This window comes from Erysipelatoclostridium sp. AM42-17, assembly GCF_003480255.1.
In the GTDB taxonomy this organism is placed as follows: Bacteria; Bacillota_I; Bacilli_A; order Erysipelotrichales; family Coprobacillaceae; genus Faecalibacillus.
Map to the genome: position 1 here is coordinate 20785 of NZ_QUIN01000016.1, position 12115 is coordinate 32899.

A 12115-nucleotide genomic window follows, 5' to 3' on the forward strand; every position below is an offset into this window, starting at 1 on the left:
TGTAAATATGATTTTAAAATGCATAATTCAAATATAAAATATAAACTGTATTTTATATTTAAGGGAAAATAAGATGACGGAATTAGAATTAAAAGCATTTTTATGTATTATTAAAAATGGTTCTTTATCTAAGGCAGCAGAACAATTGTTTGTAACTCAACCGGCACTGAGTAGAAGAATCAAAAACTTAGAAAATGAACTTGGATATGCATTATTTATTAGAGGAAAAGGAAAAAGAGAAATTGAATTAACACAAGAAGGGGAAGCTTTTATCTCAGTTGCCCATAAATATTTAGAGTTATTTAAAGAAGCTAAACAGATAAAAAGTAAAACGCATAAAAAAGTATTTAATTTAGCTTCTATAGGTAGTGTCAGTACCTATTTACTGACAAACTTATTTCAAAGATTTATCAATGAAAATGATCACATTAAACTATGTTTTCGTTATTGTCATTCTATTGAAGCCTATCAATATGTAGCCGATAGACAGGTAGAACTCGCATTAGTTTCCGACGACATGTATTATAAAAATATTGAAACAATCCCTTTATTTAAAGACCCTATGGTTTTAGTATCAAAAAAAGAATATGCAACACCCATTCATCCTCGTATGCTAGATGTCAGTTATGAAATTAGAACGCCATGGACACCAGAATTTAATGCCTGGCATGATTACTGGTTTAAATCAACTGCCGATTATAAAGTGAGTATTGATCAAATGTCATTACTAGAATATTTTTTATCATTAGATCAGACTTGGGCTATTGTTCCTATCTCTATGGCAAAACAGTTAAAAGATGTACATATCTATCCTATAGAAGAAGGTCCCCATGATCGTATTATCTATTATATAAAAAGAGTTGATTATCATCATGAAATCATAGATTTATTTTTAAAGGAACTCAAAGAGGAATTAAAGCAAATAGAAGAAATAGAATTATATTAAAAAATCATGGGTTAACCATGATTTTCTTTAATAATCTGAATAATATCTTTCACTTTTTGTGTATGTAAAAAATGATAATTGTATTACCTGTAGAAATAATAGCTTTGCTGTTTGAAAATATAGATATAGGATGTTGTTTATGTGATTAGATATGTTTTATAGGTGATATTTACTAAAAAAATGACAAAATAAGGTATATTTTATATAGAAGGGACGCTTTAAAAAAGATGAGAAAGGAAGATGCAAAATGAAGAAAATTATAATGAGTATTATTTGTTGTTTTTTATTTATATTTGGTTTTGGAAATATTAAAAAAGTTGAAGCTACAGTAAAACCACAATCAGTAGATGGAAAAACTGAATATTATGGTGCGATGGCGCTTGATGGCAATTGTTCAGCACATTTAGTAGCCTATGTTGAAATTACTTTTTATCAAAATACCTATTCTGGAGCCTATATGCAAGTCTCAAGAATAAGGACAAATTTTGAATCAAAGTGTGGAGGACAAAAGGGTAAAGTGACATCTACTGCTTCAGTAGGTACAAAAGTAAAACACGGATCAGATGTATATGTAACACAGTATTTTAAATGTCCAAAACATGGGAATAAAAGTGTAACAGCAAAAGTTGGAGGATGGTAATATGATTAAAAAGTTATCTCGAATTCTTGTTATTGTTTTTTGTCTTATGATTTCTTTTGGTTGTGCCTCAAATAAAGTGTCAGATAATGAAAAAGAAGTAAGAGAAACAGGTGTAGATAAAAGAGGAATAGTATATAAGAATAAGGATATATGGCTATATTGTGTGCATTTTACTGATGAAAAAGTGAATTCTTATTTATTAAAATATAATAGTCAAACCTTTGATAAAACATATGGCTTTACTTTATCTGATGGAGATACTGTTAATGTAAAAATAATAAAATCCAAAAAAGAAATAGTAAACCAAGCTGTTCGTGTTATTGTTGATGAGAAAAAAGACTATAATTTCCAAAATTTAAAAGCGTCTGATAAAGTAGATAAAGATTTAAAAGAAAATTATCGTTTTGTGATTACGCATAATGATAAAACTGCTGATTTTAAATTAAAGAAGCAGGAAAAGTAAAACAGGTTGATTAATGGTAGTAGGATAATAATGAAAAAGGATTCAACTTATAAATAGGTTTGAATTCTTTTTTATATGAAAAAAACGACACTTGTATTACAATAATAGTAATAAGGGGGATTCATGATGGATATAACACCAATAATGATAAAAATGATAAAAGAAGCTCATGGTCATCACCATGATATTAATCATTTTATGAAAGTGCATAGTTTTGCTAGAACAATAGGATTAAAAGAAAACTTACCTCAAGAATTACAAGATACATTAGAGTTAGCAGCGATTGTTCATGATATTGCTTGTCCATTATGTAGAGAAAAATATGGAAATACTTTAGGTAAGTATCAAGAACAAGAAGGAATGATTTTAACCCGTACATTTTTAGAAGAATTTGCTTTACCTGAAGAAATGGTAGAAAGAATTGTTTATCTGGTAGGACATCATCATACGCTTAATCAAATTGATGGTATAGATTATCAAATCTTGATAGAAGCAGATTATCTTGTTAATGCTGATGAAAGTCAATATCCAATACAAGCCATTCAAAATATGTATGATCAAGTTTTTAAAACAGCAACAGGAAAGCAACTATTAGAATACATATATTTAAAAAAAGATATCTAAGATATCTTTTTTAGTATTATAAATCTACACCGTAATCACTAACAATCACTTGCCCAGTTAATGGAGCAGCATCATCACTTGCTAAAAATAAAGCAACTTTAGCGACGTCTAAAGGACTACAAGGTTGTAATGATAAATCGCTATGAGCAGACATAGCACCCATCATTTTCATATCCATAGTATCAGGTGTTAAACCTGCTGCCATGCTTGTTGTAATACTACCAGGACAAATCACATTACATCTAATTTTTTCTTTAGCAAAACGCATAGCTGTATGTTTGGTTACCCCGATAATAGCGGCTTTAGTAGAAACATAAACAGCACCACCAGCACCATATTGTCCAGCGACACTTGAAATATTAACGATTGAAGCGCCACTTGTCATCACCTTTAAAGCTTCTGACATACAATACATGGTTCCTTTTTGATTGATATCAATTACTTTATTTAAATCATCATAATCAATACGATCAATGGCATTTAATCCTTGATCTAAGACTCCAGCATTATTAATTAAAATATCTAATTGACCATATGTGTCTATAGTTGTTTTAATTAAGTTTTTAACATCATCAATTTTAGAAATATCAGTAGGAACCCCTAATACTTTTCCTCCTGCTTCCTCAATTTCTTTGGCTACTTCATCTAATGCTTGTTGACGTCTTGCAGAAATAACGACTGTTGCGCCTTCACTTGCAAATAACTTCGCAATTTCTTTACCGACCCCGGCATTTCCTCCTGTAATGATGGCTACTTTGTTTTCTAATTTTTTCATATGTATTTTCCTCCAATAATGCCATTTTACCATATGTAAGCGCTTTTATAAAGAGGGTAAAACATTTGTTTTATTTTAAGATATTATACCTTTACTTTAACAAAATGCTCACAACATAATGTGTTATATGATGGGTAAAATGTTGTTTGTAAGGAGGAAGTGAATATGAAAAAAAGAATATCACTCATAATAAGTATTATTTGTATGATTGCATCAATTTCTACTATTGGTGGAACTGTTTATTACGCAAGTCAGCATCAAAATGTAAGTGTAGGTGAAAATACAAATGGAACACCTCCACAAATGCCAGGAAATAGTCAAAATGGTAGTCAAGATAGTTAATCAAATCAAAATGGTCAAAATCAAGACAATCAAACTAATCAAAACAGTCCTTCTAGTATGCCAGGACAAAGTCAACAAAATGGTATGCAACCAAGTAATGGACAGGCTGCAAGTCAAAGTGCATCATTATCTGTGCTACAAATTGTATTAATTAGTGTAAGCAGTGCTGTCTTTATGTTAGCTTTAACTTATTTGATTATGTCTAAAGCAGGAACAAAAACATTAGGACAAACTTTTTCAGGGGCAAAACCAACTGCTCTTTATGCAATTATTAATGTAATTGGGACAATTGGTTTAGTTCTAGCAATTGTGCTTACAAGTAATTCCATGATAATGAATAATGGAGATCAAGGACAAAGTCAAATAACGCAGATAGATAGCGATGGTGTTGTTGATGTAACGAATGAAAAGAATTTAACTCATAAGACGATTACATCTTCATCAAGTGACCAATCAACAATTACGGTAAGTGATGGAGGCTCCTTAACAGCCTCCTCTTTAAAATTAAAGAAAACCGGTGATACTTCTAACACTGAAAATAGTGAGTTTTATGGTCTTAATGCTGGTGTTTTAGTACAAAAAGGAAGCAGTGCTACAATTAAAGATACAACTATAGAAACAAGTGCCAGTGGTGCTAATGCCCTTTTTGCTACAGGTGAAAATGCCAAAATTACTGTCAGCAATACCACAATTAAAACAACCGGAGATTCTTCTAGAGGATTAGATGCAACTTATGGAGGAACGATTAACGCCAATAAGGTCTCTATTTCAACTCAAGGGAGTCATTGTGCTGCATTAGCGACAGATCGTGGTGAAGGAACGATTACGGCTAAAAACTCTACTTTAAATACTGCCGGTAAAGGATCACCTTGTATTTATTCAACTGGTAAGATTACAGTGACAAATAGTCAAGGTTTAGCAACCAATTCTTCTTGTGCTGTCATTGAAGGGAAAAACAGTATTACTTTAAATAAAACAAAACTCACAAGTTATGGTATGGGAAGAACAGATGATGGTATTGATAATTGTGGGGTTATGATATATCAAAGTATGTCGGGTGATGCAAGTAGTGGTACCGGTACATTTAGTGCTAAAGATACAACTCTTTCAATATCTAAAAAATCAAGTGTTTATCAATCTTCCCCGATGTTTTTTGTAACCAATACGAATGCAGTTATTAATTTAGAAAATACGAAGTTAAATTATGGTAGTGGTACTTTATTAAAAGTAAGTGGCAATGATGGTGAATGGGGACAACAAGGAAGTAATGGTGGAACGGTTACTTTTAATGCAACTAATCAAACATTAACTGGTAATATTGAAGTTGATGCGATTTCTAGTGTAGATTTAGTATTAAAAAGCAGTACGTTAAAAGGAACGGTCAATAGTCAAAACACAGCTAAAGATGTGAATATATCATTAGATAGTACATCTTCATGGAATGTAACAGGTGATAGTTATATAACAACCCTTACTTTAGAAAATAATGACTTGTCATTAATTCAAGATAATGGGCATACAATCTATTATGATAGCAGTGCTAATAGTTGGTTAAATGGTCAAACAATCACATTATCAAATGGAGGTATTTTAACTCCAGCAAAATAAAGGCTTTCATGCCTTTTTTTGTTGCTTTTTGAAGTGGACAAAGTTACCATTATAGCGGAAGGTGTGAAAAGATGAAATTAGGAAATTTGGCAATAGGGAAAAGTGCGACTATTGTTTCTGTAGGGGGAACTGGCGCATTAAGGCAACATTTCTTAGATATGGGATTAATTCAAGGAACCAAAGTGACGGTAGTGAAATATGCCCCTATGGGGGATCCTATTGAAATTAAAATCCATGGTTATGAATTAACTATTCGTAAGGATGATGCTCAAAAAATAGAAGTTCAAGAAATAACGGATGAAAATCAAATTGAAGATGTGATTAATGAAAATAAATTAATCAAACAACATCCAGGATATGGAGAAAGTAATGAATCATTAAAAAAGAATCAAAAACCTGTTTATGGTGAAAATGAAAAACTAACATTTGCGTTAGTAGGAAATCAAAACTGTGGAAAAACAACATTATTCAACCAATTAACAGGATCTAACCAACACGTAGGGAACTTTCCTGGGGTTACTGTAGATCGAAAAGATGGGATAATTAAAGGTTATCCCCAAACTTTAATTACCGATTTACCGGGTATTTATTCTATGTCTCCTTATAGTAGTGAAGAAATTGTAACGAGAAACTTTTTATTAAAAGAAAAACCAAAAGCCATTATTGATATTGTTGACGCTACAAATATTGAAAGAAACTTATATCTTACCATGCAGTTAATTGAATTAGATATGCCGATGGTTGTAGCTTTAAATATGATGGATGAAATGCTAGGTAATGGAGGAACAGTGCTTATTAATGAACTAGAAGCCTTGTTAGGTGTTCCGGTTATTCCTATTTCAGCCGCTAAAGGAGAAGGAATAGAAGAATTAATTAGTCATGTTTTACATGTAGCCCGTTATCAAGAAAGACCACAAATCTTCAAACATGATCAAAATAAACGTGATCAAGCAGTAGAAAGATGTGTTCATGCGATAGAACATTTAATAGAAGATCATGCCCGTGATTCAGGGATTCCTTTACGCTTTGTAGCGACTAAATTAGCAGAAGGGGATCAACTCTTACTTGATCAATTAAACTTAAGTCAAAATGAAAAAGAAACTTTAGAACATATTAATATTCAATTAGAGGAAGAAAGTGGTTTAGACCGTTCAGCTGCCATAGCCAGTATGCGTTTTGGTTTTATTGGTGAAATATGCAAAGAAACTGTCAAAAAACCACATGAAAGTAAAGAACGTTTAAGAAGTCAAAGGATAGATAAAATTTTAACCGGAAAATACACCGGAATACCAGCCTTTATTGGCATTATGGCGATTGTGTTCTGTTTAACTTTTAACGTTATTGGAGCCTTTTTACAAAATGTATTAGAGATGGGTGTGAACTATGTTACAGTATGCGCTGATCAGTTTCTAACAAGTATGAAAATTAATGAAGCTTTACATTCATTAATTATTGATGGTGTTTTTAATGGGGTAGGAACCGTTTTGAGTTTCTTACCGATTATTGTGACTTTATTCTTTTTCTTATCTATTTTAGAAGATAGTGGTTATATGGCGCGTGTTGCTTTTATTATGGATAAGTTACTTAGAAAGATTGGTTTATCAGGAAGAAGCATTGTACCAATGTTAATTGGTTTTGGTTGTACTGTACCAGGAGTGATGGCAAGTCGTACATTATCATCAAGACGAGATCGAAGAATGACCATTATTTTAACTCCATTTATGTCATGTTCAGCGAAGTTACCGATCTATGCTTTCTTTGCATCTATCTTTTTTCCGGGGAAAGGTGCATTATTGATGATCATGCTTTATGTTTTTGGTATTGTAATGGGAATTATTTTTGCATTGATTTTAAAAGGAACATACTTTAAAGGAGAACCTGTTCCGTTTGTCATGGAGTTACCTAATTATCGTATGCCTGGTATTAAAAATGTAAGTCAATTATTATGGGAAAAGGCAAAAGATTTCTTACAAAGAGCATTTACGGTTATTTTTGTAGCGACAGTGGTTATTTGGTTCTTACAAACATTTGATGTGCGTTTTAATATTGTAACGCAATCTAAAGATAGTATTTTAGCACTGATTGCTGGTTATATTGCGCCATTATTTAAACCTCTAGGATTTGGTGATTGGCGTATTTCTACAGCATTAATATCAGGATTTATGGCTAAAGAAAGTGTCGTATCGACATTATCTATTTTATATGGATCAACACAAGTCTTACTTGCATCTTTAACTTTACCTGCTGTTATTTCATTATTAATCTTTTGTTTACTTTATACACCATGTGTGGCAGCCATTGCCGCCATTAAAAGAGAACTAGGTGGTAAATGGGCATTGATTGTTGTCTTTGGGCAATGTGCGATTGCCTGGTTGGCTTCTTTTGTGGTTTATCATATGATATTATTTATATTTTAAATAAAAAAACAGCTTCAAGGTGGTGCTTGAAACTGTTTTTTTCAACTATTTATATATATTTAAGGGAAGGGAAAATTTATGAATAGTTTTTATATTGCTTGGTTCATCTCCTTTCACCTATGATAATAAAGAATAAATGTGAATTGAATTTAACTTTTTGATGTAATTATTTCGTTTAAATATCGCAAAATATGTTATGATACGCATAATAAAGGAGGAAGTAAAATAGAATATCAGTTATATCAAGACTTACCTCAAGAAGCCAAAAGAATTAGAGAATTAGTCTTTATGCAAGAACAAGGATTTCAAAATGAATTTGATGATCTAGATCATCATTGTTTTCATCTTGTATTGTTTATAGATCATCAACATGTCGCTACATGTCGCTTTTATAAAGAAAATGAAGCTTACATTATTGGCAGAGTTGCAGTAATAAAAGAACTAAGAAAACAACATCTTGGGGGAAAAGTGTTACAATATGCTCAAGATGAAATAAAAAGATTAGGGGGACATGTCATCAAATTACATGCTCAAGTTCAAGCGATGCCTTTTTATCAAAAGTATGGATATGTAGGTTATGGAGAAATTGAAGATGATGAGGGATGCCCTCATATGTGGATGAAAAAAGAGGTTTAATATGCAATTAAAATATGTCAATCGTCAAGTTAGAAAAGAAATACAAGCTATTTATGAAGCTTCTTTTCCTGAAAATGAACGGGTTTCCTTTTCTCATTTATTAAAACAGGCTCGTCATCGCAACGCTTATTTTTATTATGCTTTGCATCATCATAAAAAAGTAGGCTTAATTTATTTAATCGAATATCAAGATATTGTTTTTATTTTTTACTTAGCGATAAAAGAAGAATATCGAGGACGTGGTCTAGGCAGTCAAATATTAAAGACAGTTTTAAACCATTATCCATATCATCGTATTATTTTAAATATTGAAGCCGGTGATGATGAAGAACAAGTAAAAAGAAGAGATTTCTATTTAAAGAATGGATTTGAATTAGCTGATTATCAAACAATTGAAAATAAAGTGATTTATCAAATGTTATATTTTCAAGGCTATGTAAGTAAAAAAGAATACTTTGAGATGGTCATAGATTATTTTGGTCAAGACGTCTTTAATCAATATTATGTAACAGGGGAGGATGAAGATGAATAAAGAACAAGACTTTACCCATGGTGTAATATGGAAACAATTATTATTTTTCTTTTTTCCTATCTTAATAGGAACTTTTTTTCAACAACTTTATAATACAGTTGATACGATTATTGTTGGTCAAGCATGTGGAACGAATGCTCTTGCGGCAGTAGGGTCCACAGGAAACTTAACCAATCTAATTGTTCAGTTCTATGTCGGTTTATCAACGGGAGCCTCAGTTGTCATTGCGCAGTTTTATGGGGCTCATGATGATCAAAAAGTATCACAGGCAGTGCATACATCTTATATGATGGCTTTTATTAGTGGGATTTTCATGATGTTATTTGGACTATTTTGTTCAAAAGCATGCTTATCCATGATTGGCGTACCTCAAGATATTTTAGGGGATTCTGCAATGTATATGTCACTTTATTTTTTAGGCATGATTCCCGGTGCTGTTTATAATATTGGTTCAGGTATTTTAAGAGCTGTAGGGGATTCTAAAAGACCACTATATTATTTAATTGTTTGTAGTATTGTCAATGTTGTTTTTGACTATATTTTTGTTGTGGTTTTACATATGGGTATTAAAGGAGCAGCCATTGCGACGATTATTGCCCAAACTGTATGTGCTATCTGTGTCACTGTACAATTATTAAGAAGTCAAACAAGTTTTCAATTAAAGACAAAACTCTTAAAAATTAATTTTCCTATTTTAAAGAAAATTATTAAAATTGGTGCTCCAGCAGGCATTCAATCTACGATGTATAGTATTGCTAATATATTATTACAAACAAAAATTAATGCTTTTGGAACGATGATTATCGCAACTTGGGCTGTTTATATTAAAATAGATGCTTTATTCTGGATGGTGATGGCAGCCATCGGGGCTTCGATTACAACCTTTGTTGGACAAAACTATGGAGCTAAAATATATTCTCGTATTAAACAGGGAGCCAGAACAGCATTAGTCATTGCTTTAACGATGGCAGTATCTTTAAGTTTAATTTTATGTTTTTCAGGTCCTTATATTACAAGATTATTCTCTAGTGATATGAAGATTGTGAGTGAATGTCAAAGTATCATGTTATTTTTAATGCCATTTTATTTTACATATTGTTGTGTAGAAATCTTTTCAGGAACAATGAGAGGAAGTGGGGAATCGTTTAAACCAATGGTATTAGTTTGTTTAGGTATTTGTGTACTAAGGGTTATTTGGATTACTTTTGTTTCACCATATTTTCCATCATTAAAAGGGGTTCTTGTTTCTTATCCAATTACTTGGACCTTTACATCTATTCTTTTTATTTTCTATTATCGTCATTTTAAAAAGACACATTTAAAGGAGTAAAATATGACCCAATTACCTGTTATCTTACATCAAAAACCTTTTACTATTTATAATCAAGATCAACATCTTTATCCTATTGTTGTATCTATGCCCCATAGTGGCACATGGCTTACCCAAAAGATGAAAGATCAACTTATTCAAGATGTTATCTTGCCTAATAATGATTGGTATATTCCGCAGGTGTATCATTTTTTAAAAGCAATGAAGATAACAGTCATTGAAAATCATATATCACGCTATGTCATTGATCCCAATCGTTCACTTCAAGATTGTTTGAATGACAGTTATAAAACGAATCTTATTTATACGCATACAACTTTAGATGATCCCATGTATTTACATCCTTTATCTCAAGATGAAATTGAACAAAGAATAAACTTATACTATCAGCCTTATCATCAAGCCATCAAAGATGCTTTAAGTGAAAAGAAAAAGTATTTTGATCATGTTTATCTCATTGATTTACATAGTTTTGGAGCAGATTTAGGATGTGATATTATCTTAGGTAATCGTAGACAAACAACAATGAATAAAACATTATTTAATTTTGTTCATCAAGAATTAGAAAAACAAGGTTTGAAAGTCACTGATAATGAGCCATTTCAAGGAGGCTATATAACACAAAGTCATGCTAGTCAAAGTGTCGAAACATTACAAATAGAAATGAGATATAAGAGTTATATTGCTGATAGATATTTTGGAAAGGAAGAATTTCCTGAGATTGATCAAGAACTGATGCAACAAACCAGTCTTAAACTTCAACAGTTTTTTCATTCTTTTATTCAATATATTCAATAAGGAGGGCTTATGGAAACACGTTTATTATACTATTTTTTAACGGTCGCTAAAGAAAAGAATATTACTAAAAGTGCTGAATTATTACATATTACCCAGCCCACGCTTTCTAGACAATTAACACAATTAGAAGAAAGTATTGGACAACAGCTTTTAATTAGAGGAAAAAAGGGAATTCAGTTAACTGAAGCTGGTAAACTATTTGAAAGAAGAGCGCAAGATATTTTAGATCTCATTGATAAAACAACTGCGGAACTGAATTATGAAGAAGAATTAGTAGGGACGATTTCTATTGGTACGGCTGATTGTCAGGCGTCAAATGAACTATTATCGCAATTAGTAAGTCATTGTCAAAAACAATATCCTCATATCTTATTTGATTTTTATTGTGCTGAAGCTAAATTAGTGATTGAAAAACTCAATCAAGGTTTAATAGATATCGGTTTATTATTAGAACCTGTTGATTTAGATGGCTTTGATTATATTCGTTTACCTTTTAAAGAAAAATGGGGTATTATGATTAATGCAGATCATCCACTTTCTAAAAAGGATGTATTACATCCTCAAGATCTTATTGATATTCCCTTATTCTTTAATATGAAAAGAGTATTAATTCAAGATGAAATAAGACATTGGGCTCAAGATTATTATAAAGATTATCATTTTATTGGTTCGTTCAATTTGAGTACCAACATGACATCCTTTATTGAAAAGAATTTAGGGGCTGCATTATGTGTAGAAGGAACATCAGCAAATCAATATTATCCACAAATTAAATTCGTTCCTATTGAACCGCCTATTTATTCCAATACAGTTATTGCCTGGAAAAAGAATCGTCCCCAAACAGCTATTATGAAAAAAATAATTGAATTATTTAATGAAATGAATAAGTAACAAGGTTACTTATTTTTTTGTATACATTCAATAATAATTTATTAAAACAATATAAAGTTTTGACAAATAACAAAAACAAGTGTAAATTATGGGTATAGATGGAAAGGAGAATC

The 12115-nt window shown here is 31.3% G+C and carries 13 protein-coding genes; 12 read left to right on the forward strand and 1 reads right to left on the reverse strand.

Going from position 1 to position 12115, the window contains the following annotated elements:
* Positions 1–73 precede the first annotated feature (73 nt).
* The 4 genes from DW911_RS07070 (at position 74) to DW911_RS07085 (ending at position 2673) form a co-directional block, all read left to right on the forward strand.
* Positions 74–946, forward strand: coding sequence for a LysR family transcriptional regulator (locus tag DW911_RS07070; protein ID WP_118607640.1), 873 nt, complete (start codon positions 74–76; stop codon positions 944–946).
* 247 nt (positions 947–1193) lie between these two features.
* On the forward strand, positions 1194–1586 hold the full coding sequence (locus DW911_RS07075) for a hypothetical protein (protein WP_118431308.1): 393 nt from the start codon (positions 1194–1196) through the stop codon (positions 1584–1586).
* Between the two features lies 1 nt (position 1587).
* Positions 1588–2049, forward strand: a complete 462-nt coding sequence (locus tag DW911_RS07080) for a hypothetical protein (RefSeq protein ID WP_118431306.1) — start codon at positions 1588–1590, stop codon at positions 2047–2049.
* A gap of 123 nt (positions 2050–2172) precedes the next feature.
* Positions 2173–2673, forward strand: coding sequence for an HD domain-containing protein (locus DW911_RS07085; RefSeq protein ID WP_199589017.1), 501 nt, complete (start codon positions 2173–2175; stop codon positions 2671–2673).
* A 16-nt stretch (positions 2674–2689) separates the two neighbouring features.
* On the opposite strand, the gene DW911_RS07090 is transcribed toward DW911_RS07085, so the two are convergent.
* Entirely contained in the window at positions 2690–3448 is a 759-nt protein-coding gene (locus tag DW911_RS07090; protein WP_118431302.1) for an SDR family NAD(P)-dependent oxidoreductase, read from the reverse strand.
* 165 nt (positions 3449–3613) lie between these two features.
* On the opposite strand from DW911_RS07090, the gene DW911_RS10925 reads away from it, so the two are divergent.
* From DW911_RS10925 to DW911_RS07125, 8 genes are all read left to right on the forward strand, one after another.
* On the forward strand, positions 3614–3790 hold the full coding sequence (locus DW911_RS10925; protein WP_158575441.1) for a hypothetical protein: 177 nt from the start codon (positions 3614–3616) through the stop codon (positions 3788–3790).
* Between the two features lie 57 nt (positions 3791–3847).
* Positions 3848–5398 carry a hypothetical protein gene (locus DW911_RS07095; protein WP_118607641.1) on the forward strand — a complete coding sequence of 517 codons (1551 nt, stop codon included), beginning with the start codon at positions 3848–3850 and terminating at the stop codon, positions 5396–5398.
* Between the two features lie 71 nt (positions 5399–5469).
* A complete protein-coding gene (gene feoB, locus DW911_RS07100; RefSeq protein WP_118607642.1) occupies positions 5470–7815 on the forward strand; it encodes a ferrous iron transport protein B in 2346 nt (781 codons plus the stop codon).
* A 288-nt stretch (positions 7816–8103) separates the two neighbouring features.
* Positions 8104–8451 (forward strand): GNAT family N-acetyltransferase, encoded by a 348-nt coding sequence (locus tag DW911_RS07105; protein ID WP_118607643.1) that lies wholly within the window; start codon positions 8104–8106, stop codon positions 8449–8451.
* A gap of 1 nt (position 8452) precedes the next feature.
* A complete protein-coding gene (locus tag DW911_RS07110; RefSeq protein WP_118431294.1) occupies positions 8453–8983 on the forward strand; it encodes a GNAT family N-acetyltransferase in 531 nt (176 codons plus the stop codon).
* Positions 8976–10313, forward strand: coding sequence for an MATE family efflux transporter (locus DW911_RS07115; RefSeq protein WP_118431292.1), 1338 nt, complete (start codon positions 8976–8978; stop codon positions 10311–10313). The genes DW911_RS07110 and DW911_RS07115 overlap by 8 nt, the downstream gene beginning before the upstream one ends.
* A gap of 3 nt (positions 10314–10316) precedes the next feature.
* The gene (locus DW911_RS07120; protein ID WP_118607644.1) at positions 10317–11111 is read left to right on the forward strand and encodes an N-formylglutamate amidohydrolase; all 795 of its coding nucleotides are present in this window, start codon (positions 10317–10319) and stop codon (positions 11109–11111) included.
* Positions 11112–11120: 9 nt separating this feature from the next.
* Positions 11121–12002, forward strand: coding sequence for a LysR family transcriptional regulator (locus DW911_RS07125; protein ID WP_118431288.1), 882 nt, complete (start codon positions 11121–11123; stop codon positions 12000–12002).
* Positions 12003–12115 lie beyond the last annotated feature (113 nt).

What these genes read in the sequence shown, in the direction of transcription:
- DW911_RS07090 (WP_118431302.1), bottom strand. Translation starts at nt 3,448, where the DNA reads ATGAAAAAATTAGAAAACAAAGTAGCCATCATTACAGGAGGAAATGCC.
- DW911_RS07125 (WP_118431288.1), top strand. Translation starts at nt 11,121, where the DNA reads ATGGAAACACGTTTATTATACTATTTTTTAACGGTCGCTAAAGAAAAG.
- DW911_RS07105 (WP_118607643.1), top strand. Translation starts at nt 8,104, where the DNA reads ATGCAAGAACAAGGATTTCAAAATGAATTTGATGATCTAGATCATCAT.
- DW911_RS07080 (WP_118431306.1), top strand. Translation starts at nt 1,588, where the DNA reads ATGATTAAAAAGTTATCTCGAATTCTTGTTATTGTTTTTTGTCTTATG.
- DW911_RS07075 (WP_118431308.1), top strand. Translation starts at nt 1,194, where the DNA reads ATGAAGAAAATTATAATGAGTATTATTTGTTGTTTTTTATTTATATTT.
- DW911_RS07120 (WP_118607644.1), top strand. Translation starts at nt 10,317, where the DNA reads ATGACCCAATTACCTGTTATCTTACATCAAAAACCTTTTACTATTTAT.
- DW911_RS07085 (WP_199589017.1), top strand. Translation starts at nt 2,173, where the DNA reads ATGATGGATATAACACCAATAATGATAAAAATGATAAAAGAAGCTCAT.
- DW911_RS07095 (WP_118607641.1), top strand. Translation starts at nt 3,848, where the DNA reads ATGCCAGGACAAAGTCAACAAAATGGTATGCAACCAAGTAATGGACAG.
- DW911_RS10925 (WP_158575441.1), top strand. Translation starts at nt 3,614, where the DNA reads ATGAAAAAAAGAATATCACTCATAATAAGTATTATTTGTATGATTGCA.
- feoB (WP_118607642.1), top strand. Translation starts at nt 5,470, where the DNA reads ATGAAATTAGGAAATTTGGCAATAGGGAAAAGTGCGACTATTGTTTCT.
- DW911_RS07110 (WP_118431294.1), top strand. Translation starts at nt 8,453, where the DNA reads ATGCAATTAAAATATGTCAATCGTCAAGTTAGAAAAGAAATACAAGCT.
- DW911_RS07115 (WP_118431292.1), top strand. Translation starts at nt 8,976, where the DNA reads ATGAATAAAGAACAAGACTTTACCCATGGTGTAATATGGAAACAATTA.
- DW911_RS07070 (WP_118607640.1), top strand. Translation starts at nt 74, where the DNA reads ATGACGGAATTAGAATTAAAAGCATTTTTATGTATTATTAAAAATGGT.